Origin of the sequence: Streptomyces sp. NBC_00461 (assembly GCF_036013935.1) — a bacterium.
GTDB lineage: Bacteria > Actinomycetota > Actinomycetes > Streptomycetales > Streptomycetaceae > Streptomyces.
In genome coordinates, this window is the sequence record NZ_CP107902.1 from 7814770 (window position 1) to 7837530 (window position 22761).

Below are 22761 nucleotides of genomic sequence, written 5' to 3' on the forward strand. Positions count from 1 at the left end.
GCCACGACATGGGTCCCGTACTTGCCGGCTTCCTCCAGCTGCTCGCCCTGATAGGCGCGCTGGCTCTCGCCTACGTCCCCCTTGGCAACTACATGGCCAAGGTCTATTCCTCCGACAAGCACTGGCGTGTCGAGAAGTGGATCTATAAGGGCATCGGCGCCAACCCGGACGCCGAGATGCGCTGGCCCGCGTACCTGCGCGGTGTCCTCGCCTTTTCCGCGATCGGTGTCCTCTTCCTCTACCTGCTGCAGCGGGTCCAGGGCGTTCTGCCGATGTCGCTCGGCTTCTCCGCCATCGAGCCGGCGCAGGCGTTCAACACCGCCTCGTCCTTCGTGACCAACACCAACTGGCAGTCGTACTACGGCGAGCAGGCCATGGGCCACGTCGTGCAGACCGCCGGTCTGGCCGTCCAGAACTTCGTCTCCGCAGCCGTGGGCATCGCCGTCGCGGTGGCTCTCGTACGGGGCTTCGCGCGCTCGCGCACCGGTGAGCTGGGCAACTTCTGGTCCGACCTGGTGCGTGGTGTCATGCGCATCCTGCTGCCGGGTGCCTTCATCGCGGCGATCGTGCTCGTGGCCTGCGGTGCCATCCAGAACTTCTCCGGCATCCACGAGGTCGGTCAGTTCATGGGCGGGTCGCAGCAGTGGAACGGCGGCGCCGTCGCCTCCCAGGAGGCCATCAAGGAGTTCGGCACCAACGGCGGCGGCATCTTCAACGCCAACAGTGCCCACCCGTTCGAGAACCCCGGCCCGTTCACGAACCTCTTCGAGATCTTCCTGCTGCTGGTCATCCCGTTCTCGCTGACCCGCACCTTCGGCATCATGGTCGGCTCGGTCAAGCAGGGCTACGCGATCCTCGCCACCATGGCCACGATCTGGCTCGGCTTCACAGTCCTGATGATGTGGACCGAGTTTGCGCACCACGGCCCGGCGCTGCAGGCCGCGGGCGGTGCGATGGAGGGCAAGGAGACCCGTTTCGGCGTCGGCGCCTCGTCGATCTTCGCGGTGTCGACCACGCTCACGTCGACCGGTGCGGTGGACTCCTTCCACTCCTCGTTCACGGGTCTCGGCGGCGGCATCACCATGCTCGGCATGATGCTGGGTGAGATCGCGCCCGGTGGTACCGGTTCCGGTCTCTACGGCATGCTGATCATGGCGGTCATCGCGGTGTTCATCGCGGGCCTGATGGTCGGCCGTACGCCCGAGTACCTGGGCAAGAAGATCGGCTCGCGTGAGATCAAGCTGGCGGCCTGCTACATCCTGATCACCCCGGCGCTGGTCCTGATCTTCACCGCGGCCTCCATGGCCCTGCCGACGCCGCCGCACTCGATGCTGAACTCCGGCGCGCACGGCTTCTCCGAAGTCCTGTACGCCTTCACGTCAGCCTCGAACAACAACGGCTCGGCCTTCGCGGGCCTGAACGCGAACACCGACTGGTACAACACGATGACGGGCCTGGCGATGCTGTTCGGCCGATTCCTGCCGATGATCTTCGTGCTGGCGCTGGCCGGCTCGCTTGCCGAGCAGAAGCCGGTCCCGGAGACCGCGGGCACCCTGCGCACCGAGAAGCCGCTGTTCACCGGTCTGCTGGTAGGCGCGATCCTGATCATCACCGGTCTGACCTACTTCCCGGCCCTGGCGCTGGGCCCGCTGGCCGAAGGGCTGGCGTCATGACCACTCGTACAGAGAACCAAGAGGACTCGATGTCCACAGCCACCCCGACCCGGGCGCCGCACAGCGATGTGCCGACCGGCCACAAGGACGAAGGAAAGGTCGGCGCGGGTCTCTTCGACCCCAAGCAGCTGATCAAGTCGCTGCCGGACGCCCTCCGCAAGCTCGACCCGCGCGTGATGATCAAGTCACCCGTGATGTTCGTGGTCCTCGTCGGCTCGGTGCTGACGACCGTCTTCTCGTTCAAGGACCCCAGCGACTGGTTCGGGTGGGCGATCAGCGCCTGGCTGTGGCTCACGGTCATCTTCGCCAACCTGGCGGAGGCCGTCGCCGAGGGCCGCGGCAAGGCCCAGGCGGACACCCTCCGCAAGGCCAAGACGGACACGGTCGCGCGCCGTCTCGGCAAGGACGGCAAAACCGAGGAGCAGGTGCCCGGCACCGAGCTCACGATCGGCGACCTGGTGGTCTGCGAGGCGGGCGACATCATCCCCGGTGACGGCGACGTCGTCGAGGGCGTCGCCTCGGTCGACGAGTCGGCGATCACCGGTGAGTCGGCCCCGGTCATCCGTGAGTCCGGCGGCGACCGTTCGGCGGTCACCGGCGGTACGAAGGTGCTGTCCGACCGCATCGTCATCAAGATCACGACGAAGCCGGGCGAGACCTTCATCGACCGGATGATCGCTCTGGTCGAGGGCGCGGCCCGGCAGAAGACGCCGAACGAGATCGCGCTCAACATCCTGCTGGCGTCGCTGACGATCGTCTTCCTGCTGGCCGTCGCCACGCTGCCGCCGTTCGCGGACTACGCGGGCACCCATCTGACGATGGTCGTGCTGGTGGCGCTGCTGGTCTGTCTGATCCCGACGACGATCGGTGCGCTGCTGTCCGCGATCGGTATCGCGGGCATGGACCGGCTGGTCCAGCGCAACGTCCTGGCGATGTCGGGACGCGCGGTCGAGGCCGCCGGTGACGTCTCCACCCTGCTGCTCGACAAGACCGGCACCATCACCCTCGGCAACCGCCAGGCTTCGGAGTTCGTGCCGGTATCCGGTACCACCGAGGCCGAGCTGGCGGATGCCGCCCAGCTCTCCTCGCTGGCCGACGAGACGCCCGAGGGCCGCTCCATCGTCGTACTCGCGAAGGAGAAGTACGGACTGCGCGAGCGCCACCAGGGCGAGTTGGCCGGTGCCGAGTGGATCGCCTTCACCGCCCAGACCCGGATGTCCGGCGTCGACGTCGACGGCCGGAAGATCCGCAAGGGCGCGGCCGGTTCGGTCATCACCTGGGTCCAGGAGCAGGGCGGCGCGGTCGCCGAGGACGCGGACACGCTGTCCAACCGCATCTCCGAAGCGGGCGGAACGCCGCTGCTCGTCGCCGTCGAGGACGACCGGGGAGCCCGGATCCTGGGAGTCATCCACCTCAAGGACGTCGTCAAGGAAGGCATGCGGGAGCGGTTCGACGAGCTGCGCCGCATGGGCATCAAGACCGTCATGATCACGGGTGACAACCCGCTGACGGCCAAGGCGATCGCCGAGGAGGCGGGTGTCGACGACTTCCTCGCGGAGGCCACCCCCGAGGACAAGATGGCGCTCATCAAGCGGGAGCAGGCGGGCGGCAAGCTCGTCGCGATGACCGGCGACGGCACCAACGACGCGCCCGCGCTCGCGCAGGCGGACGTCGGTGTGGCGATGAACACCGGTACGTCGGCCGCGAAGGAAGCCGGCAACATGGTCGACCTCGACTCCAACCCGACCAAACTCATCGAGATCGTCGAGATCGGCAAGCAACTCCTCATCACCCGGGGCGCGTTGACCACGTTCTCCATCGCCAACGACGTCGCGAAGTACTTCGCGATCATCCCGGCGCTGTTCGCGGCCGTCTACCCGGGCCTGGACAAGCTCAACATCATGGGCCTGTCCTCACCGGACTCCGCGATCCTGTCCGCCGTCATCTTCAACGCGCTGATCATCATCGCGCTGGTGCCACTGTCCCTGAAGGGCGTGCAGTACAAGCCGGTCAGCGCGGACAGGATGCTGCGGCGCAACCTGACGATCTACGGCCTGGGCGGGCTGATCGCGCCCTTCGTCGGCATCAAGATCATCGACCTGCTCATCTCCCTCATCCCCGGGATCGGCTGATCGCCATGAACAACTCCGTTACGAACACAGCCCGGTTGCTCGGGGCGGGCCTGCGCGCCCTCCTCGTGCTGACCCTGGTGACGGGCGTCATCTACCCGCTGGTCGTCACCGGCATCGCCCAGGGACTATTCAACAACACGGCGAACGGCTCCGAGATCAAGGCGGACGGCCAGGTCGTCGGCTCGTCCCTGATCGGGCAGTCGTACAACCTGCCGCTGAAGAAGGGCCAGGAGACCCCGGCGCCCGACCTGAAGTGGTTCCAGGGCCGCCCGGCCAATGGCCTCGGCAGCAACAGCGTCAACACCCAGTACAAGCTGCTGCTGTCCGGTGCCACAAATCTCTCTGCCGACAACAAGGACCTGATCAAGCAGGTGAATGACGCCAAGGCCGCCGTCGTCAAGGACAACTCGGTGCCCGGCTACACCGTCGAGGCGTCCGCGGTGCCCGCCGACGCGGTCACCTCCTCCGGCTCCGGCCTCGACCCGGACATCTCCCCGGACTACGCGGAGATCCAGGTCCATCGGATCGCCGCAAGGAACGGGCTGTCCGTCGCCGAGGTGGACAAGCTGGTCAAGGACCACACCGAGGGCCGCACGCTCGGCTTCATGGGCGAGCCCCGCGTGAACGTCCTCGAACTCAACATCGCGCTCAAGGACCTTGCGGCCAAGAGCTGATGGCGTTACGCGACGATCCGCGCGGGAGTCGGCGGCCGGGGAGACGTCCCGGCTCCGCCGGCTCCCGTCGCCATGAGGCCGGTTGTGCTGTTCCCGGATGTCATGACTGCCCGTACGACACGAAAGGCGTACACCCATGACCAGGGTGTTGGTGGTGGAGGACGACCCGCAGCTGGTACGGGCCCTCGTGATCAACATGCAGGCACGCCATTACGGAGTCGACGCGGCGCCCGACGGCGCCACGGCCCTCCGGCTGGCGGCCGCGCGCCGGCCCGACGTGGTGATGCTCGACCTCGGACTGCCCGACATGGACGGCGTCGACGTCATCAAGGCCCTGCGCGGCTGGACCCGGGTACCGATCCTGGTGCTGTCCGCCCGGCAGGCGTCCGACGAGAAGGTCGCCGCACTCGACGCCGGAGCCGACGACTACATCACCAAGCCCTTCAGCATGGACGAGCTTCTGGCCCGTCTGCGGGCCGCCGTCCGCCGCAGGGAGGACACGCCGCTCGTGCCCGAGGCGACGGTGGTGGAGACCGACGAGTTCACCGTCGACCTGCTCGCCAAGAGAGTCGTACGGAGCGGGCGGGACGTAAGGCTGACGCCGACCGAATGGCACCTGCTGGAAATCCTGATCACCAACCCCGGCCGGCTCATCACGCAGAAACACCTGCTCCAGGAGGTGTGGGGTGTCTCCCAGAGCAACAAGACCAACTACCTGCGGGTCTACATGGCCCAGCTCCGTCGCAAACTGGAGACGGACCCCGCCCATCCCCGCTATCTGATCACCGAGCCCGGCATGGGCTACCGCTTCGAAGGATGACATGGCACGCGGAAAGCTCCGGATCTACCTCGGCGCGGCACCCGGCGTCGGCAAGACCTACGCGATGCTCTCCGAGGCGCACCGCCGCATCGAACGCGGCACCGACTGCGTGGTCGCCTTCGTCGAACACCACAAGCGGCCGCGCACCGAGGTGATGTTGCACGGCCTGGAACAAACGCAGCGCAAGGAGATCGACTACCGGGGCAGCACCTTCACCGAGATGGACGTCGACGCGGTCCTGGCGCGCCGTCCGCAGGTGGCGCTGGTCGACGAGCTCGCGCACACGAACATCCCCGGCTCGCGCAACGCCAAGCGCTGGCAGGACGTGGAGGAACTGCTCGGGGCCGGGATCGACGTGGTCTCCACCGTCAACATCCAGCACCTGGAGTCGCTGGGTGATGTCGTGGAGTCGATCACGGGCGTCCGGCAGCGGGAGACCGTGCCGGACGAGGTGGTGCGGCGGGCGGACCAGATCGAGCTGGTCGACATGTCGCCGCAGGCGCTGCGCCGCCGTATGGCGCACGGCAACATCTACAAGCCGGACAAGGTCGACGCGGCGCTCTCCAACTACTTCCGGCCGGGCAACCTGACCGCGCTCCGGGAGCTGGCGCTGCTGTGGGTGGCCGACCGGGTCGACGCCTATCTGACCGAGTACCGCAGCGAGCACCAGGTGTCGACGATCTGGGGTTCGCGGGAGCGGATCGTGGTGGGCCTGACCGGCGGACCGGAGGGCCGAACACTGATCCGCCGGGCCGCACGCCTGGCCGAGAAGGGCGCCGGCGGTGAGGTCCTGGCCGTCTACATCTCCCGCAGCGACGGTCTCACCTCCGCCTCGCCCAAGGAACTGGCCGTTCAGCGGACCCTGGTGGAGGATCTGGGCGGCACGTTCCACCACGTGGTCGGCGACGACGTCTCGGCCGCGCTGCTGGACTTCGCGCGCGGGGTGAACGCGACCCAGATCGTGATGGGTGTCTCCCGGCGCAAGAGCTGGCAGTACGTCTTCGGTCCCGGCGTCGGCGCCACGGTAGCTCGTGAGTCCGGCCCCGACCTCGACGTCCACCTCATCACCCACGACGAGGCGGGCAAGGGGCGCGGACTGCCCGTCAACCGGGGCGCGCGGCTCGGCCGCGTCCGGCTCATCTGGGGCTGGCTCGTCGGCGTGCTCGGCCCCGCCCTGCTCACTCTCCTGCTGACCGGCGCCACCCCGGATGTCGGCCTCGCCAACGACATGCTGCTGTTCCTCACCCTCACGGTCGCGGCGGCCCTGCTCGGCGGCCTCTTCCCCGCGCTGGCTTCGGCGGTCGTGGGCTCTCTGCTGCTCAACTGGTACTTCACTCCGCCCGTCCACACCCTGACCATCGCCGATCCGAAGAACATCGTCGCCATCGCGATCTTCGTCGGGGTCGCCGTGTCGGTGGCGTCCGTGGTGGACCTGGCCGCCCGGCGGACCCACCAGGCGGCCAGACTGCGTGCGGAGTCCGAGATCCTGTCCTTCCTCGCGGGCAATGTGCTGCGCGGCGAGACCAGCCTGGAGGCGTTGCTGGAGCGGGTGCGGGAGACCTTCGGCATGGAGTCGGTGGCGCTGCTGGAGCGGTCCGGCGAGCTGGATCCGTGGACCTGCGCGGGCAGCGTGGGCCCCCGGCCCTGCCAGGACCCCGAGGAGGCGGACGTCGACGTGCCGGTCGGCGACCACATGTCCCTGGCCCTGTCGGGTCGCGTACTGCCGGCCTCGGACCGCCGGGTGCTCGCCGCATTCGCCGCCCAGGCCGCCGTCGTCCTGGACCGCCGACGTCTGCAGCAAGAGGCCGACCAGGCCAAGGAGTTGGCCGAGGGCAACCGCATCCGCACCGCGCTGCTGGCCGCCGTCAGCCATGACCTCCGTACCCCGCTGGCCGGGATAAAGGCGGCCGTCACCTCTCTGCGCTCCGACGACGTCGACTGGTCGGAGGAGGACCGGGCCGAACTGCTGGAGGCCATAGAGGAGGGCGCCGACCGCCTCGATCAGCTGGTCGGCAATCTGCTGGACATGTCCCGCCTGCAGACCGGCACGGTCACCCCCATCATCCGCGAAACCGACCTCGACGAGGTCGTGCCGATGGCGCTGGTCGGGGTGCCGGAAGACAGCGTGGAGCTGGACATCCCGGAGACGCTGCCCATGGTCCACGTGGACCGGGGGCTGCTGGAGCGGGCCGTCGCCAACGTCGTCGAAAACGCCGTCAAGTACAGCCCGCCGGAGGAGAAGGTCCTGGTGTCGGCGAGCGCCATCGCGGACCGGGTCGAGGTGCGTGTGGTGGACCGTGGGCCGGGCGTCCCCGACGAGGCCAAGGACCGCATCTTCGAGCCCTTCCAGCGCTACGGCGACTCCCCGCGCGGCGCCGGGGTCGGCCTCGGCCTGGCGGTGGCCCGCGGTTTCACGGAAGCCTTGGGCGGCACCATGAGCGCCGAGGACACGCCCGGCGGCGGTCTCACGATGGTGCTCAGCGTGCCGACGGCACCGCAGCGCCGGCCGGAGCAGGCGGACCTTCCGGCCACAGCCGCGTCCTGAAGGGAGAGGCCCGAGGGCCTCAGGCATCGGGCGGCACGGTCTCGAACTCGCTCTCCACGTGCCCGGTGTCCAGCCGCAGCCGCCAGGCGTTCCGGCGGTGCGCGGCAGCCAGCTCGGCCTCCAACGGCGACGGTGGCACCGCGAGGACGGGACAGCTGGCGTGCGCGAGGCAGTAGCGGCCGACCGACGGCCACAGGGCGCGCTGCAGACGGCCGCGGCACCCGGCGCCGACGACGAGGAGGTCGTCCTCGCGGCCGGCGATCTCGACCAGCGCCCGGCCCGGGGCACCCCGCGCGATGAGGGCCCGCTTTGCAAGTCCCGTTCCCGTGCTGCCGAACACGTCACGCAGCGCCGCGACCAGCCTCTCCCGCGCCAGCCGCTCCCACTCCTCGACCAGGTAGGACGCAGCCGGCGAACGACGTGCTGCGAGATCCCCACCGGGCGGCTCCCACGCCAGCACCGGCCACAGCTCGGCACCCCTGCGCCGGGCCTCGTCGGCGGCCCGGCACAGGGCGGCAAGACTGCCCAAGGAGCCGCTCACTCCGACCACGACACGAGCGGTTGAGGGCGCATCGGACTCGGACATCACTTCACCGTTCTCCACGCGTCGGCGGTCGGTTCCCGCCGACGATCCTCATCGCAACGCCTTCCATCTCACTCCTGGACGGGGCATTCGAAAAGCCCGCAGGTCACTTCTTGGCGCGCCTCTGACGGACGCTGCCCGGGGCGCTCACCAGGCACGTCAGTATTTCGTCAACGTCTCCCGATCACCGTCAGCATCCCGTCAGGAGGGGTCCGCGAGTCGCGGTGGGCGGGCATAGCGTCGTTGGCGAGCCCCGGTCCGCCTCCCCGCGTCCGGGGCATTTCAGCTCCTCCCGGAGGTATCCCATGCAAGAACTCCTGTACGGCGAAGACCCCGAGCCCGCCGATCGATTCCCGGCCGGACTGCTGTTCGTCCCGGTCCGGCCGGGCCCCTCACGGTGTGCGGCCCGGCTCTTCCGCACAGGCCGAACACGCCGGGCTCGGCCCGTAGCATGGCGACATCGGAGAGGCAGTCCCCGCCCGGAGCGACTCCGAGCGCGACATCCAGCAGGACCTTGCCCGGGTCGTGCACTGCCCGCGGCTTGCGCCACGGCGCCAGTGCCGCCGATATCGCAGCGTCCAGGCCCACCTTGTGGACCGTCTCGACCAGCAGCACCGACCCGGCCTGCGAGACCGCCCCGCTGCCACCGCCCTCGACGCGGACACGCGGGTACAACCCGATAAGCCTGCTCACCTGGAGAGTGCTTCTTTCCGTGCAGCCAACAGGACCCTAGACAAGTCCCATCGTTGCAGGTCAGGAGCACTCTCCGTTTATTTGATCAAGGCATGGACGAGCGCACTCATGAAAGCGCGAGGTTAAGGTCGTGTCGGAGCGACTGGGGCACACCAACGCTGCGATGACCCTGAACGTCTACAGTCACCTCTTCCCTGAGTCGGAGGACCGAACCAGGGCAGCGGTGGACACGGCGTTCGGTGCCCTCGCTGGGGAATGTGCCCCGGATGTGCCCTCTCAGCCGGAGGACTGAGAGAACGCGCAGGTCAGAGCCGATGCCATGGGGGCACAGTGCGATTGAGAGTGGAGTTCACGACCGAGCCCTTTGATCTGGACGAGGCGCCCGCGCACGCGGTGGTCGCCCGCCAGGTCATCGAGGCGGCCGAGCTTGACGCGGTGGACGTCGGCCCGTTCGGCAACACGGCGGAGGGCGGCTCCGACGCCGTACTCACCGCTGTGGACGCCCTGCTTCGCAAGACGCTGGAGGCCGGTGCCACCCGGGTCTCGCTGCAGGTGAACGTCATCGACGCCGACGGGGAGGGTGACGAGTGACCGGCACCGGGGACGAGCCGTTCATCACGGCCGTGAAGCCACTGGTCGACGCCATGGGCGGCGAGATGCTCCCGCCCGACGAGGCAGGACCCGACGACGTCGTGCTCACCTGGGAGGGCGTCGACGCGGTCGCCGTACGCCTGCCCCAGCTCGCGGACTCCCTGGATCACATCCTGGCCGCGATGGAGCGCAAAAAGGGCAAGCCCCTGGCCGAGCTGGACCGCAAGGCCAAGCAGGAGGTCGTACGGATACTCGAGGCGCGCGGCGCCTTCTCCGTACGGCACGGCGTGGAGACCGTCGCGGGCGCGCTCGGCGTCAGCCGTTTCACGGTCTACAACTACCTCAACCGCGACAAGGAAGGCTGAGCGCCTTCAGGGTCCTTCAGGGACCTTCAGGGTTTGGCACCCCAAATTTTCAACAAAGTGTTGACGGCGCGTTGCCGGAAGGCGTTAGCTGTCCGCAGCCCGTTCAGCACGAAGGCCGCCCTTCGCGGCCACGGAGGCTTCCGTGACTTCGACTTCCACGCCCCCGGGCCTGACCCGGTTCAACGCACTGGAGGAGCATGCGGCCCTCGCCGCCCTCCACGAGGCGTGTGCCTCCGCCACCTGGGCGAAGCGGCTGCTCGCCGCCCGTCCGTACGCCACCGCCGAGGACCTCTTCACCGCCAGCGACGCCGCCACGGCCGAGCTGACCGGTGCGGACCTGGCGGAGGCGATGGCCGGGCACCCGCCGATCGGCCGCCCCAAGCCGGGGGATCCCACCTCGGCGCGGGAGCAGCGCGGCATGGCCGGCGCCTCCGAGGAGCTCAGGTCGGAGATGCTCGAACTGAACCTGGCGTACCAGGACAGGTTCGGCCATGTCTTCCTCGTCTGCGCCACCGGCAGGACCGGTGAGCAGATGCGGGACGCGGTCAAGGAGCGGATCGGAAACTCGCCGGAGCAGGAGCGGGAGATCGTCCGCATCGAGCTGGGCAAGATCAACCGCATCCGACTGGCCCGACTCGTAGAAGAGGAAGCCTGACCATGAGTACGAGCACCACCGCCTCCGTGTCCACGCACATCCTGGACACCAGCGTCGGCCGCCCCGCCGAGAGCGTCGCCGTCCGGCTCGCCGCCCGCAGCGGGCACGGCGCGGACTGGCAGGCGCTCGGCGGCTCCGCGACCGACGCGGACGGTCGGTGCAAGGACCTTCCGGGCGTGCCGGAGGGGACCACACACGTACGGCTCGACTTCGAGGTCGAGGCGTATTTCCTTGAGTTCGAGAACAAGCAAGCCGATGCGCAGCAGGACGCCCCCGCGAACCGGGACAGCGGTGCGTTTTTTCCAGAGGTAGCGATCACCTTCGCCGTCAAGCCCGGCGAGCACTACCACGTACCGCTGCTGCTCAACCCGTTCGGCTACTCCGTTTACCGAGGGAGCTAGCAGACATGGCAGACAATCCCCGCCCGGCCCGCCCTGTGATCCTGGGACAGAACCAGTACGGCAAGGCCGAGAACCGCGTCGTGAAGATCACGCGGGACGGCGCCACCCACCACATCAAGGACCTCAACGTCTCGGTCGCGCTCTCCGGCGACATGGACGACGTCCACTACTCCGGCTCCAACGCCCACGTGCTGCCGACCGACACCACCAAGAACACGGTGTTCGCGTTCGCCAAGGAGCACGGCATCGAGTCGGCCGAGCAGTTCGGCATCCACCTCGCCCGCCACTTCGTCACCTCGCAGGAGCCGATCAGGACGGCCCGGATCCGCATCGAGGAGTACACCTGGGAGCGGATCGAGGCATCCGACGCCAACTCCCGGTTCATCGGCGCGGACGAGGTCAAGCACTCGTTCGTCAAGCAGGGCCAGGAGACCCGGCTGACGCAGATCACCTACGACGGCTCGTCGTGGGAGGTCGTCTCCGGACTCAAGGACCTGACGCTGATGAACTCGACCAACTCCGAGTTCTGGGGCTACGTCAAGGACAAGTACACGACGCTGCAGGAGGCGTACGACCGCATCCTGGCCACGTCGGTCTCGGCCCGCTGGCGGTTCAACTGGACCGACGACGAGCAGAAGATGCCCCACTGGGAGAAGTCCTACGAGCAGACCAGGAAGCACATGCTCCAGGCCTTCGCCGAGACGTACTCCCTCTCGCTGCAGCAGACGCTGTACCAGATGGGTTCGCGGATCATCAACAACCGCAGCGAGATCGACGAGGTCCGCTTCTCGCTGCCGAACAAGCACCACTTCCTCGTCGACCTGCAGCCCTTCGGTCTGAAGAACGACAATGAGGTGTACTTCGCCGCCGACCGCCCCTACGGCCTGATCGAGGGGACCGTCCTGCGGGACGGCTGCGAGCCGAAGATCCCGGTGGACCTCACCAACCTCTGACCATCCCTTCCGCGGCACCCTCGGCCGGGGAGCCCGCCTCCCCGGCCGCGGCACTCAAAACTTCCAGGGTCCTGCCGTGCCCTCCCCGCAAAGTCCATTGAGCGAAAAGGACGACATCATGGCAGCAGCCCAGCGCATCGTCATCGAGAACTGTTCGATCGCGACGGTCGACGCCGACGACACCGAGTACGCGAGCGGGTACGTCGTCATCGCCGGCAACCGCATCGAGTCGCTCGGCGCGGGCACGGCCCCCGAGGGCCTGGAGAACGTCGTACGCCGCATCGACGCCTCCGGCCATCTGGTGACCCCCGGCCTGGTCAACACCCACCACCACTTCTACCAGTGGATCACCCGGGGCCTGGCCACCGACCACAACCTCTTCAACTGGCTCGTCGCGCTGTACCCGACCTGGGCGCGCATCGACGAGCCGATGGTCCACGCGGCGGCACAGGGCTCGCTGGGCATGATGGCCCGCGGTGGTGTCACGACCGCGATGGACCACCACTACGTCTTCCCGAAGGACTCCGGTGACCTGTCCGGCGCGATCATCCGCGCCGCCCGCGAGATGGGCGTCCGCTTCACCCTCGCCCGCGGGTCCATGGACCGCAGCGAGAAGGACGGCGGCCTGCCCCCGGACTTCGCCGTCGAGACCCTCGAAGGCGCCCTCGCCGCGACCGAGGCCACCGTCCACGAGCACCACGACGCCTCCTTCGACGCGATGACCCAGGTGGCCGTGGCACCCTGCTCGCCGTTCTCCGTCTCCACCGAACTCATGCGTGAAGGCGCCGAGTTGGCCCGCCGCCTCGGTGTGCGCCTGCACACCCACGGCTCGGAGACCGTCGAGGAGGAGCAGTTCTGCAAGGAACTGTTCGGCATGGGCCCGACCGACTACTTCGAGTCCACCGGCTGGCTCGGCGAGGACGTGTGGATGGCGCACTGCGTCCACATGAACGACTCCGACATCGCCGCCTTCGCCCGTACGAGGACGGGCGTCGCCCACTGCCCGTCCTCCAACGCCCGGCTGGCGGCGGGGATCGCACGGGTCCCCGACATGCTGGCGGCCGGCGTCCCGGTCGGCCTCGGTGTCGACGGCACCGCCTCCAACGAGTCCGGCGAACTGCACACCGAACTGCGCAACGCCCTGCTCATCAACCGCCTCGGCGCGCACCGGGAAGCTGCTCTGAACGCCCGCCAGGCGCTGCGCCTCGGCACCTACGGCGGTGCCCAGGTCCTGGGCCGCTCCGCCGAGATCGGCTCCCTGGAGCCGGGCAAGCTGGCCGACCTGGTGCTGTGGAAGCTGGACACCCTCGCCCACGCCTCCATCGCCGACCCGGTCACCGCGCTGGTCTTCGGCGCGGCCGCCCCGGTCACCGCGTCCTTCGTCAACGGCCGCCAGATCGTCGAGACGAGCCGCCTGCTGCACGTCGACGAGGACGCCGTCGCCCGCTCCACACGGCATGAGGCCCGACGTCTGGCGCAGCTCGCCGCGCAGTAACGCCCTTCTCCACAGCGGCACTTGGTCTCCGGCCGGGAGGGACGGCTCCCGGTCGGTAGCCGTGGACCCGAGCAGGGTCCACGGCGGCCGTCTCCGGGGCGCGCACCGACGTGCGCACCCCGGAACGGTCACCGTTCTCCTCCCCGGGAACGGCCCGTCCGGGTCCCGCACGACCACACGCACCACCTCCATGAAACCCACGTCAGAGCCGACGTGTCACCCGCCCGGAGGAGCCGCCGTGTCCGTTACCCACCCGCTCGACGAGACCCATCCCGTCGACGAGAAACTCCCCGCCCTCAAGATGGCGACCACCGGGCTGCAGCATGTGGCCGCCATGTACGCGGGAGTCGTCGCCCCGCCGCTGATCGTCGGGGCCGCCATCGGCCTCTCCGCCACCGACCTCACCTTCCTCACCGGCGCCTGCCTCTTCACCGCGGGCCTCGCCACCTTCCTGCAGACCCTCGGCATCTGGAAGATCGGCGCCCGGCTGCCCTTCGTCAACGGCGTCACCTTCGCCGGCGTGGCCCCCATGACCGCGGTCGTCGCCTCCACCAAGGACAAGTCCGACGCGCTGCCCGTCATCTTCGGCGCGGTGATCGTCGCGGGCCTGCTCGGCTTCATCGCCGCGCCGTTCTTCAGCAAGGCGGTCCGCTTCTTCCCGCCGGTCGTCACCGGCAGCGTCATCACGCTCATAGGCGTGTCCCTGCTCCCGGTCGCGTTCGGCTGGGCGCAGGGACCCGACCCGACGGCGCACGACTACGGTTCGGCGACCAACCTGGGCCTGGCGGCCGCGACCCTGGTGCTCGTGCTGCTGCTGCGCCGCTTCACCCGCGGCTTCGTCAAACAGATCGCCGTCCTGCTCGGCCTGGTCGTCGGCACACTCGCCGCGATCCCCCTCGGCGCCACGGACTTCTCACCGGTGGCGGACGCGGCCGTGATCGGCTTCCCGACGCCGTTCCACTTCGGTGCACCGCAGTTCCAGCTCGCCGCGATCCTGTCGCTGTGCGTGGTGATGGTCGTCTCCATGACCGAATCGACCGCGGACATGCTCGCGCTCGGCGAGATCGTCGAACGGCCCGCCGACGAGAGGACCATCGCCGCGGGCCTGCGCGCCGACACCCTCGGCTCCGCCCTCAGCCCCCTGTTCAACGGCTTCATGTGCAGCGCCTTCGCCCAGAACATCGGCCTCGTCGCGATGACCCGCATCCGCAGCCGGTACGTCGTCGCCACCGGCGGTGGCTTCCTCGTCCTGATGGGCCTGTGCCCGATGGCCGCCTCGCTCATCGCCGTCGTACCGCGCCCGGTGCTCGGCGGCGCGGGCGTGGTCCTCTTCGGCTCGGTCGCGGCCAGCGGCATCCAGACCCTCGTCAAGGCCGGCCTGGACAAGGACGACAACGTTCTGATCGTCGCCGTCTCGCTGGCCGTCGGCCTCATCCCGATCGCCGCGCCGGACTTCTACCACGCCTTCCCGCAGACGGCGAGGATCGTCCTGGACTCGGGTATCTCGACGGGCTGTGTGGCGGCGGTGGTACTGAACCTGGTCTTCCACCACCTCGGCAGGAGCAGGGACGCACAGGACGTCACCCACCCCATGGAGGCCGTCCCCGCCCACTCGATCCCGTAACCGTCCCCGAACACCTCGCCCCGGCTCGCGTCACCGTGGGCCGGGGTGTCGTCTCCCGCGAGGGGGCGGGGGTCGGCGGATACTGTGAGCCGACGGGGAACACGGGGGAGAGTGTCATGAACGAGTCGGGGCGGGTCGAGGCCTTCAGCGACGGGGTGTTCGCCATCGCCATCACCCTGCTCATCCTGGAGATCAAGGTCCCGCAGGTCGGCGAACACGGCGGCCTGTGGCACGCGCTCGGCGCGCAGTGGCCCTCGTACGCCGCCTATGTGGTGAGCTTTCTGGTCATCGGCATCATGTGGATCAACCACCACCAGCTCTTCAGCTACGTCGCCCGTGTCGACCGCACGCTGATGTTCCTGAACCTGCTGGTCCTGATGGTGGTGGCCGCGGTGCCCTGGCCGACCGCGATGCTCGCGGAGTATCTGCGCGAGGACGCGGCCTCGCATGTGGCGGCGGCCGTCTACAGCCTGGTCATGGTCCTGATGGCGCTCACCTTCCAGGCCCTGTGGTGGCATCTGACCCGCACCGGCCACCTCTTCGACGCCCGCGTCGACGTCCCGGCGGCGAGGGCCACCCGCGCCCGCTTCGCCCTGGGCTCCCTGGCCTACCCCCTCACGGTGGGCCTCGCCTTCGTGTCCGCCCCGCTCACCCTGGCCGCCCACGGCCTGCTCGCCCTGTACTACGGCTTCAACCAGGTACCGGTGCCGACCCGTGAGGACCCGGCCAGTTCATGAGGTTGGCGAGCAGCTCGGCCTGCTCGACCGCGTCGTCCAGGGCGTGGTGCGTGTGCCGCCGCCGCGACAGCAGTTGGCGCGGCATCGTGCCCTTGGCGACCGCCCTGAGCGGCAGTCCCGCCTTCGTCGCGTAGAGCGTCTTCATGTCCAGGCAGCCCGAGTGCCCGAACGGACTCGCCCCGGTGAAACGGATCAGGTACCAGTACAGGAACGTCCAGTCGTACGAGGCCGGGTAGCCGCACATCACGGGCTGCGCCCCGGCGCACACCTCACCGATCCAGTCGGCGAACTCGCCGAGCGCCACGGCCGGTTCCGCGCCCTCGGTCCGCAGCCGCTCCCGGTCGAGCCCGCTGACGGCGAGCGCTTCGGGGACGAACTCCTCACTGATCGGGCGGAGTTCACGGTAGAAGGTGTGCCGCTCGGGGTCGGCGGCGGTGAATCCGTCGACGGTCTGGGTACCGGCGACCGCGGCGCCGAAGCTCAGCATCGAGTACGGCCCCGGGATGGGCCCGTCCGCCTCGATGTCGACGGAGACGTAGCGGCTGGGTCTGATGCGTCGTGCGGCCATGAGGACGGAGCATCGCAGGTCGGCCGGGTCGACCGCATCCGGTTTCAGCTTCGGCGGATCGCCTGGCAGGGCGTGGCCTGCGGGAGGCGGCCGGAGAAGTACGAGCGGGGCGGCACGCCCATCAGGGTGCGGAAGTCGGTCGTCATGTGCGACTGGTCGTAGTAGCCGGTGGTGGCGGCGAGTTCGGCCCAGGACTGCGTGGCGGCGTGGTCGAGCACCGAGCGCACCCGGTCGATGCGGGCGTAGTGCTTGGGGGACAGGCCGACCCCCTCGGCGAACAGGTTGCGCAACTGCCGCTCGCTGACGGCCAGTTCGCGGGCGACCGCGCCCACCGCGCCGGGCACGTGTCCCCTCCGCACCGACATCGCGTCGACGCCGGCACGCAGCAACTCGGTGCGCGAACGGTCGGTGGCGGCGGCGAGCCGCTCGGGCAGCACGTCCGCGAGATGGGCCAGGGCCTCCTCGGGCTCCAGCCGCCGCAGCTCGTCGGCGAGTCGACGGGCGCCCGGGCCGGGCAGGTCGGCCAGGCGCATCGCCCGGCCGAGGAGGTCGACGGCCGGGATGCCGAGCAGCGGCCGGACGGTGCCCGGCGCGAGCCGCAACTCCACGCAGGAGGCCCGGCGTTTGCCGCGGTGGTAGGAGGCACGGGCCCGCGGTCCGATGACCAGGGTGCTGCGGTTGCCGTTCTCCCCCGTGCGGACGACCACCTTGGCGGCGGCCTCCGGAAGATGCACGAACGGCTCGGTCGGCACATCGCCGACGGACACGGAGGCGACCCCCGCGATCCACGGGCGCAGTACCTCGGGCGTCGGCAGGATCTCGCGGGACACGGCGTTCGTCACCCCTCCACCGTAAGCACTCCACCAGGGTCCGCGGGCATGCCGACCGTGCCGGAATTTCCAAGAGATCCGCGCCCAAGTCGCCCACCGTGGTGCACATGATCCTCGTGATGGGTGCCACGGGCACCATAGGCAGTGACGTCGTACGGCAGCTCGCGGTCAGCGGCGAGAAGGTCCGCGCCCTGAGCCGGGACCCGGCGGGCGCCCGGGTGCCGTCGGGCGTGGAGAGCGTGCGTGGCCAGCACCGCGACCGGGCGTCGGTCGAGGCGGCGATGGCCGGTGCGGACGCCGCTTTCCTCGTGGGCGTGTTCGGGCCGGACGACGGCGAGCACGATCGCGGCCTGGTCGAGGCCGCGCGGGCGGCGGGCGTACGGCGCATCGTGAAGCTGTCCGCGATCGGCACCGGCGACCCCCGGCTCGGCGTCTTCGGAACCTGGCACCTGCACGGCGAGGAGGCGGTCCGCACGAGCGGCCTGGAGTGGACGGTCCTGCGTCCCTCCGCCTTCGCCTCCAACACGCTGACCTGGGCGCAGGCCGTCCGGGAGAACACCCCCGCGCCCAACATGATGGGTGACGGGCGACAAGGCGTCGTCGACCCGCGGGACGTGTCCGAGGTGGCCGTGGCCGCGCTGCTCGACGCACGGCACGCGGGACACACGTACACCCTGACCGGGCCCGAGACCCTCAGCGCCCGCGAACAGGCCGCCGTCCTCGGCGAGATCCTCGGCCGACCGGTACCACTGCGGGACCTGTCGCCTCAGGAGCGCCGCGCCCAGCTGCTCGCCGCCGGCCTGAGCGAGACCTACGCGGACGGCCTCACGGTCACGGCCCGGTTCATCCACGAAGGCGGCAACGACGTCGTCACCGAGGACGCCCGGACGGTGCTGGGGCGGCCGCCGCGGACCTACCGGGAGTGGGCCGAGGACCACAAGGGTGCGTTCGCCGGGGCGTGACGGTGGGGCATGACGCCGGGGCGGCGGAGCCCGCAGCGCCGTGAACGGGCGAGCGGTCAGAAACCGAACAGGCGCGGCTCCGTCGCCAACTCCGCGAAGTACTTGTGCGGTTCGGGGACCAGCCGTCGCTCCTTGAGGTCCAGCAGGCCGCCGACTGCCGTGATCTCGGCCGCCACCGTGCCGTCCGTCTTGCGGATCGTCTGCTCCATGCGGAACGTCTTGCCCTGGCCCCAGATGAAACCGCACGTCACCTCGACCTCGTCGCCCGCGATCAGCTCGCGCCGGTAACGGATGGTGGTCTCCAGGGCCACCGGGCCGATGCCCCTGCCGATGAGTCCCGACTGGCTGATCCCGGCGGCCCGCAGGAACGACCAGCGGGCGTGCTCCGCGTAGTTGAGGTACACGCTCTGGTTGAGGTGGCCCTGGACGTCCGTCTCGTACCCGCGGACGGTCACCGGAACGGAAAACGGTTCGCTCACTGCGTCCCCTTCTCGTACTCGATTTCTCGTGCTCGATCGTTCGGACTGACATGCGATGCCTGGTCCGTCGATCTTGGCATGGTTGTCATGCCCGCCGTGGGGATGCCAGCAGAAAGCGCGCTCTCGTCCTCGGCTCGGTGTGCTCGCCGACCTGCCATCCCGCGTCCTGCAACGTGGCCGCGCAGGCCCGCAGCGCCTCGGGGTCGGGCTCGTGCACGGCGACCGCCTCTGGCTGCGGCGTTCCGCGCACCCGGTAGCCCGCCGGATCCGGGCCGGCCGGACGGTGGCCGGCCGCCTCCAGGGCAAGCGCCGCGGCCTGCACCAGATGCGTGCGCTCCCAGCCGCACGGCCGGTCCGTGGCGCCGTCCGGATTGGTCATACGGCGCAGCTCCAGCAGCCCCTGCCAGGCGCTGCGGACCTCGCGCGTGCGGGCGGGACCGGTGTCCGGCGGCTCCTGTTCACCACCGACGCGCGCGGCGAACACACCGCCGCCGGCGGTCGGCGCTGCGGGCTCGGGTGGCGGCCCCGGCTCGGCTGCCTTCCGTATCCGGTGCCCGGCCGGTGTCAGGAAGTGGTCGTGCGGCGGCCGCGGATGCCGGAAGGCGAACCCCCACTTCACCAGCGCCGCCAGCTGCGTCTGCGTACCCCTCAGCCGTCCGCTGACAGGATCGGCGGCATCAATCACACGCCGTTGGGCGGCGGTCGGCGGTCGTGTCACGGCATGCTCCTTCCGCCCTCGTGCCCGTGGTCCCACCTGCTGGAAAGGCTACGACGCGGGTCTGACAACGCCGCCGGTGCCTGCCAAGCGGTGCCCCGGTCTCAGGCGCCTGGCCGCAGGTTCCAGCCCGCGATGACCGGTCGGCCGTGCTCGGTACCCAGCCGGCACACTGTCCCCGTCTCCAGCTGGAAGAGCGCCCCGCCCGACGGCGGCAGCCCCAGCCACCGGGCCGTCAGCACCCGCAGGACATGACCGTGCGCCACGAGCACCACGCTGCCCTCGGTGTCGGCGAACGCCCCGTCGACCTTGGCGAGCATGCGGTCCGCACGTTCGCCGACCTGCTCGGGCGTCTCTCCGGGGTGGTCCGGCGGCCCGGGCTCGACCCCGTCCCGGAACAGGAACCAGTCAGGGCGGGTGCGCTGGATCTCCGGGGTCGTGATGCCCTCGTAGCCGCCGTAGTCCCACTCGCGCAGATCCGGGTCGAGCCGCACCTCGCGCAGCCCGATCAGCTCCGCCGTCTCGCGGGCCCGCTGCAACGGACTGACGAACGCCGCCCCGATCCGCTGCGAGCGGATCAGCGGCACCAGCTGCCGCGCCTCCTGGCGGCCGCGGTCGGTCAGCGGGATGTCGCTCCAGCCGGTGTGCCGACCGGACCGCGACCACTCGGTCTCACCGTGCCGGACGAGAAACAGGTCACTCATGCGTCAGAGGCTACGAGGACACGGCTCCGATCCGGCGCACTCACGCGCCCCGGCATCGACGCATCGCCCACTCAGGCCACCTGCCGCCCCGGCGCGAGCTGTTGCTCCAGCGCGCGTTCGCACTCCGTCAACGGCACGTCGGGGCGCAGGCGTTCCGGGTGCCAGGGCGGGACGTCCGCGGGCGGGGGAATCAGGTCGGCCGCCGGTATGCACACGTACATGCGTCCCGCCGCGACCAGCGCACCGTAGATCGCCCTCAGCACGCGCACTGTCGTCGTCCTCCTCGCCCTCCTCATCGCTGACGGCCCTTCATGAGGTCCTCGCCGCGGCCAGACGCGGGGTGGAAACGGCGGGCGTGTCCTCCCGGCCGACGTCCGCGGAGCCGCTCCACGTCCACAGGCCGGACAGCGCGACCAGGTCGGGGACGTGTCCCTCGGTCCACAGCCTGGCCGCCGCGGTCAGCACCGACTGGCGGTCGGCCTCCGCCGTGCCCGGGCGGCCCGGGAGCAGCGGTATCGCGGCGCTGGCGCCCAGCCGGACCGCACGGTGCCGGCGGGCGAAGGCGGTGAGCGTCTGCCGCGGGCCCGCCTCGATCAGCAGCATGTCGTCGGCGGCGAGCAACGACTCCAGGGCCTGCTTGAAATACACCGTGTCCGTGATCTGGCGGGCCCAGAAGCGGGGGCTGAGCGCCTCGTCGGGGCCCAGCAGTTCCCCCGTGTATCCGGAGTAGAGCGGCAGCGTCGGCTGCCGCAGCGGAATGTCGCGGTACGCGGCCTCCACGGCCTCGGACGCGGGGGCCATGGCGGGGGAGTGGAAGGGGCTGGTGGCCGGCACGGTGACGACGGTCAGACCGTCGGCCCGCAGCCGCTCGGCGATCTCGGCGAGCGGTTCGGCGGAACCCGCCAGCATGGTCTGCTGGTTGGCGTTCACCGCGGCGATCGCCACGTCGTCGCGGAGGTAGGGGCGCAGCCGCCGTTCGTCCGCGGCGACCGCGAGCATGCCGCCCGCCGGGATCTTCACGGCCTGGCGGACACGTTCGAGGACCATGGCGACGGCGTCCGGCAGGGCGACGGCACCGGCGATGGTCGCGGCGACGAGTTCACCCGCGCTGTGGCCCAGCACCGCGGTGGGCCGCACCCCCCATCCGATCACCATGCGGCCGAGGGCGTAGTCGACCGCGAAGAGCAGCGGCTGGGCCCGGCGTACGTCGTCGACGGGGATCAGGGGGCGGCCCCGGGTGAGCCAGTCCGCGCGGATCCGAGGGCCTTCGTCGCCCATGTGGGACAGGGCCGCGTCGAAGGCGGCGGTGAACACCGGCTCCCGCCCGTACAGGCCGGCTGCCATGGCGTGGTGCTGGGAGCCCTGTCCCGGGAAGAGCAGGGCGACGGACCTGGGTGTGCGTACGGTGACGGGCTTGGCCTTGTGCACCGCGGAGGCGGACAGCGCGGCGACCGTGACCACGGCGCCGCGCACCGGGCCGGGTGCGGAGCCGCACGGCACCATGGTGGGCAGTGCCGGGAACCCCTCGTGGTGCAGGCCCGAGAGCAGCGGCAGCAGTTCGCCGCGCACCCGCTGTTCGTCCCGCTCGTCCCGGCCCGACCACAGCAGCAGCCGGTGGTGTGCCGGATCGGTGGCGCGGTGACCGTGCCGCAGGGCCTTCAGCGGCGGTGACGCGTCGGGATCGGCCGGGCCGGCGAGATCGAGCACGCCGATGACGGTGTCGCCGTCGGCCACGGCCTCCGCGGCCCGCCTGAGCGCGTACACGGTGATGGTCCCGGGCTCGGGCTCGTCGAACCCGGCGACGAGTGCGAAGTCCGCGATGCCGCTGTGGAGTTCCTCGTGCGCGAGGCGCAGGGCGCGGCCCGGTGCCGATGCCGTCCGCACCGCGAAGCCTTCGTGCTCGGGGGCGAGCCCCGGGTCCGGGGCGTGCGCACCGACGTACACGACCGTCCGTACGGGCAGGTCACGCGGGGCGCGGCCGAAGGCGCGCAGCACCGCGGAGACCGCGGCGGCCGACGCCGGCACGGGCGCCCTGTCCTCTCCGGCGGGCCCCGGACAGACCATCAGCCTCCGGATCACCGCGCTGTCAGCTGTCAGCGGCATGGATACCTCCTCGTGGGCCGCGAGCCGCGGCCGGTGGGGCCAGGTCCCGTAGGAACCAGGGGGAGTGGGGGGACCAGTGGGGGCAGGGAAGGGGGCCGGTGGGCCGGGAGGAGAGGGCGGGCCGCCCCCGCGGCGGGGGATCCGGAATCGGGGCGGCCCGCCGGCCGGCTCAGGCCGCGGTGCCCTGGCCGGAGTTGATGAGCTCAAGCAGCGCGCGCGGCGTCTCGGCGTCGACGATCGCGTCGTCGGGGACGCTGATGCCGTAGGTGCGCTGTATCTCGCCGATGACCTGCAGCAGAGCGAGCGAGTCGTAGCCCAGCTCAAGGAAGGGGGTGTCGAGGACGTCGCCGTCCAGGTCGATGCCCTCCTCCTCGCCGGCACTCTCGCGCAGCATCCGGGTCAGGTCGGCCAGGGTGACGGTCGTGGTCGTGGTGGTGGTCACGGTGGGTCCTCCGTTGG

23 protein-coding genes and 2 pseudogenes are annotated in these 22761 nt (G+C 70.2%); 15 read left to right on the forward strand and 10 right to left on the reverse strand.

All coding sequences use genetic code 11. The annotated features are described in order from the left end of the window. Nucleotides 1-8 precede the first annotated feature (8 nt). From kdpA to OG870_RS36230, 5 genes are all read left to right on the forward strand, one after another. Nucleotides 9-1673 carry a potassium-transporting ATPase subunit KdpA gene (gene kdpA, locus OG870_RS36210; RefSeq protein ID WP_327691889.1) on the forward strand — a complete coding sequence of 555 codons (1665 nt, stop codon included), beginning with the start codon at nucleotides 9-11 and terminating at the stop codon, nucleotides 1671-1673. Next, nucleotides 1670-3805, forward strand: coding sequence for a potassium-transporting ATPase subunit KdpB (gene kdpB, locus OG870_RS36215; RefSeq protein WP_327691890.1), 2136 nt, complete (start codon nucleotides 1670-1672; stop codon nucleotides 3803-3805). The genes kdpA and kdpB overlap by 4 nt, the downstream gene beginning before the upstream one ends. Nucleotides 3806-3810: 5 nt before the next feature. Next, nucleotides 3811-4479, forward strand: a complete 669-nt coding sequence (locus OG870_RS36220) for a potassium-transporting ATPase subunit C (protein ID WP_327691891.1) — start codon at nucleotides 3811-3813, stop codon at nucleotides 4477-4479. 136 nt (nucleotides 4480-4615) lie between these two features. Further along, nucleotides 4616-5299, forward strand: coding sequence for a response regulator (locus OG870_RS36225; RefSeq protein ID WP_327691892.1), 684 nt, complete (start codon nucleotides 4616-4618; stop codon nucleotides 5297-5299). Between the two features lies 1 nt (nucleotide 5300). Then, complete coding sequence (locus OG870_RS36230; RefSeq protein ID WP_327691893.1) at nucleotides 5301-7844, forward strand: sensor histidine kinase KdpD; 2544 nt, start codon at nucleotides 5301-5303, stop codon at nucleotides 7842-7844. Between the two features lie 19 nt (nucleotides 7845-7863). Here OG870_RS36230 and OG870_RS36235 read toward each other — a convergent pair whose 3' ends face one another. After that, nucleotides 7864-8430 carry a universal stress protein gene (locus tag OG870_RS36235; RefSeq protein ID WP_327691894.1) on the reverse strand — a complete coding sequence of 189 codons (567 nt, stop codon included), beginning with the start codon at nucleotides 8428-8430 and terminating at the stop codon, nucleotides 7864-7866. A gap of 302 nt (nucleotides 8431-8732) precedes the next feature. On the opposite strand from OG870_RS36235, the pseudogene OG870_RS48285 reads away from it, so the two are divergent. Continuing rightward, nucleotides 8733-8856: pseudogene (locus tag OG870_RS48285) on the forward strand (SAV_915 family protein); the annotation flags it as partial. Here the strand turns inward: OG870_RS48285 and OG870_RS36240 are convergent. After that, nucleotides 8851-9120, reverse strand: a pseudogene (locus tag OG870_RS36240) (transposase); the annotation flags it as partial. The pseudogenes OG870_RS48285 and OG870_RS36240 overlap by 6 nt on opposite strands. 330 nt (nucleotides 9121-9450) lie before the next feature. Between OG870_RS36240 and OG870_RS36245 the strand changes: the two are divergent. The 8 genes from OG870_RS36245 (at nucleotide 9451) to OG870_RS36280 (ending at nucleotide 15941) form a co-directional block, all read left to right on the forward strand. After that, the gene (locus tag OG870_RS36245) at nucleotides 9451-9711 is read left to right on the forward strand and encodes a thiamine-binding protein (protein ID WP_266591035.1); all 261 of its coding nucleotides are present in this window, start codon (nucleotides 9451-9453) and stop codon (nucleotides 9709-9711) included. After that, nucleotides 9708-10076 (forward strand): helix-turn-helix domain-containing protein, encoded by a 369-nt coding sequence (locus OG870_RS36250; RefSeq protein ID WP_266523871.1) that lies wholly within the window; start codon nucleotides 9708-9710, stop codon nucleotides 10074-10076. Before OG870_RS36245 ends, OG870_RS36250 begins: the two co-directional genes overlap by 4 nt. A 142-nt stretch (nucleotides 10077-10218) precedes the next feature. Then, nucleotides 10219-10731 carry a 2-oxo-4-hydroxy-4-carboxy-5-ureidoimidazoline decarboxylase gene (gene uraD, locus OG870_RS36255; protein WP_266523646.1) on the forward strand — a complete coding sequence of 171 codons (513 nt, stop codon included), beginning with the start codon at nucleotides 10219-10221 and terminating at the stop codon, nucleotides 10729-10731. Between the two features lie 2 nt (nucleotides 10732-10733). Further along, complete coding sequence (gene uraH, locus OG870_RS36260; RefSeq protein ID WP_266591037.1) at nucleotides 10734-11132, forward strand: hydroxyisourate hydrolase; 399 nt, start codon at nucleotides 10734-10736, stop codon at nucleotides 11130-11132. Between the two features lie 5 nt (nucleotides 11133-11137). After that, nucleotides 11138-12085 carry a factor-independent urate hydroxylase gene (gene pucL / locus OG870_RS36265; protein WP_266523651.1) on the forward strand — a complete coding sequence of 316 codons (948 nt, stop codon included), beginning with the start codon at nucleotides 11138-11140 and terminating at the stop codon, nucleotides 12083-12085. A gap of 118 nt (nucleotides 12086-12203) precedes the next feature. After that, complete coding sequence (locus OG870_RS36270) at nucleotides 12204-13580, forward strand: 8-oxoguanine deaminase (RefSeq protein WP_266523653.1); 1377 nt, start codon at nucleotides 12204-12206, stop codon at nucleotides 13578-13580. Nucleotides 13581-13881: 301 nt separating this feature from the next. Further along, entirely contained in the window at nucleotides 13882-15204 is a 1323-nt protein-coding gene (locus OG870_RS36275) for a nucleobase:cation symporter-2 family protein (RefSeq protein WP_405626948.1), read from the forward strand. A gap of 116 nt (nucleotides 15205-15320) precedes the next feature. Then, nucleotides 15321-15941, forward strand: coding sequence for a TMEM175 family protein (locus OG870_RS36280; protein ID WP_266591041.1), 621 nt, complete (start codon nucleotides 15321-15323; stop codon nucleotides 15939-15941). On the opposite strand, the gene OG870_RS36285 is transcribed toward OG870_RS36280, so the two are convergent. Beyond that, entirely contained in the window at nucleotides 15895-16509 is a 615-nt protein-coding gene (locus tag OG870_RS36285; protein ID WP_266926928.1) for a 3'-5' exonuclease, read from the reverse strand. The genes OG870_RS36280 and OG870_RS36285 overlap by 47 nt on opposite strands. 44 nt (nucleotides 16510-16553) lie before the next feature. Further along, a complete protein-coding gene (locus OG870_RS36290) occupies nucleotides 16554-17351 on the reverse strand; it encodes an AraC family transcriptional regulator (RefSeq protein WP_327691896.1) in 798 nt (265 codons plus the stop codon). A 95-nt stretch (nucleotides 17352-17446) separates the two neighbouring features. On the opposite strand from OG870_RS36290, the gene OG870_RS36295 reads away from it, so the two are divergent. Further along, on the forward strand, nucleotides 17447-18301 hold the full coding sequence (locus tag OG870_RS36295; RefSeq protein WP_327691897.1) for an NAD(P)H-binding protein: 855 nt from the start codon (nucleotides 17447-17449) through the stop codon (nucleotides 18299-18301). Between the two features lie 56 nt (nucleotides 18302-18357). Here the strand turns inward: OG870_RS36295 and OG870_RS36300 are convergent, their stop codons facing one another. The 6 genes from OG870_RS36300 to OG870_RS36325 all read right to left on the reverse strand — a co-directional run bounded on the left by OG870_RS36300 (nucleotide 18358) and on the right by OG870_RS36325 (nucleotide 22696). Then, nucleotides 18358-18780, reverse strand: a complete 423-nt coding sequence (locus OG870_RS36300; protein WP_327691898.1) for an acyl-CoA thioesterase — start codon at nucleotides 18778-18780, stop codon at nucleotides 18358-18360. Nucleotides 18781-18865: 85 nt separating this feature from the next. Beyond that, complete coding sequence (locus tag OG870_RS36305; protein WP_327691899.1) at nucleotides 18866-19498, reverse strand: hypothetical protein; 633 nt, start codon at nucleotides 19496-19498, stop codon at nucleotides 18866-18868. 101 nt (nucleotides 19499-19599) lie between these two features. Beyond that, nucleotides 19600-20199 carry a histidine phosphatase family protein gene (locus tag OG870_RS36310; RefSeq protein ID WP_327691900.1) on the reverse strand — a complete coding sequence of 200 codons (600 nt, stop codon included), beginning with the start codon at nucleotides 20197-20199 and terminating at the stop codon, nucleotides 19600-19602. Between the two features lie 71 nt (nucleotides 20200-20270). Continuing rightward, complete coding sequence (locus OG870_RS36315; RefSeq protein WP_266531597.1) at nucleotides 20271-20468, reverse strand: DUF6059 family protein; 198 nt, start codon at nucleotides 20466-20468, stop codon at nucleotides 20271-20273. 40 nt (nucleotides 20469-20508) lie between these two features. Continuing rightward, complete coding sequence (locus OG870_RS36320; protein ID WP_266591055.1) at nucleotides 20509-22302, reverse strand: acyltransferase domain-containing protein; 1794 nt, start codon at nucleotides 22300-22302, stop codon at nucleotides 20509-20511. Between the two features lie 169 nt (nucleotides 22303-22471). Then, a complete protein-coding gene (locus OG870_RS36325) occupies nucleotides 22472-22696 on the reverse strand; it encodes an acyl carrier protein (protein ID WP_266531677.1) in 225 nt (74 codons plus the stop codon). Between the last annotated feature and the right edge of the window lie 65 nt (nucleotides 22697-22761).

Coding starts and splice junctions, on each gene's coding strand:
- kdpA (WP_327691889.1), top strand. CDS start 9: ATGGGTCCCGTACTTGCCGGCTTCCTCCAGCTGCTCGCCCTGATAGGC.
- kdpB (WP_327691890.1), top strand. CDS start 1,670: ATGACCACTCGTACAGAGAACCAAGAGGACTCGATGTCCACAGCCACC.
- OG870_RS36220 (WP_327691891.1), top strand. CDS start 3,811: ATGAACAACTCCGTTACGAACACAGCCCGGTTGCTCGGGGCGGGCCTG.
- OG870_RS36225 (WP_327691892.1), top strand. CDS start 4,616: ATGACCAGGGTGTTGGTGGTGGAGGACGACCCGCAGCTGGTACGGGCC.
- OG870_RS36230 (WP_327691893.1), top strand. CDS start 5,301: ATGGCACGCGGAAAGCTCCGGATCTACCTCGGCGCGGCACCCGGCGTC.
- OG870_RS36235 (WP_327691894.1), bottom strand. CDS start 8,430: ATGTCCGAGTCCGATGCGCCCTCAACCGCTCGTGTCGTGGTCGGAGTG.
- uraH (WP_266591037.1), top strand. CDS start 10,734: ATGAGTACGAGCACCACCGCCTCCGTGTCCACGCACATCCTGGACACC.
- pucL (WP_266523651.1), top strand. CDS start 11,138: ATGGCAGACAATCCCCGCCCGGCCCGCCCTGTGATCCTGGGACAGAAC.
- OG870_RS36270 (WP_266523653.1), top strand. CDS start 12,204: ATGGCAGCAGCCCAGCGCATCGTCATCGAGAACTGTTCGATCGCGACG.
- OG870_RS36275 (WP_405626948.1), top strand. CDS start 13,882: ATGGCGACCACCGGGCTGCAGCATGTGGCCGCCATGTACGCGGGAGTC.
- OG870_RS36280 (WP_266591041.1), top strand. CDS start 15,321: ATGAACGAGTCGGGGCGGGTCGAGGCCTTCAGCGACGGGGTGTTCGCC.
- OG870_RS36285 (WP_266926928.1), bottom strand. CDS start 16,509: ATGGCCGCACGACGCATCAGACCCAGCCGCTACGTCTCCGTCGACATC.
- OG870_RS36295 (WP_327691897.1), top strand. CDS start 17,447: ATGATCCTCGTGATGGGTGCCACGGGCACCATAGGCAGTGACGTCGTA.
- OG870_RS36310 (WP_327691900.1), bottom strand. CDS start 20,199: ATGAGTGACCTGTTTCTCGTCCGGCACGGTGAGACCGAGTGGTCGCGG.
- OG870_RS36320 (WP_266591055.1), bottom strand. CDS start 22,302: ATGCCGCTGACAGCTGACAGCGCGGTGATCCGGAGGCTGATGGTCTGT.
- OG870_RS36325 (WP_266531677.1), bottom strand. CDS start 22,696: ATGCTGCGCGAGAGTGCCGGCGAGGAGGAGGGCATCGACCTGGACGGC.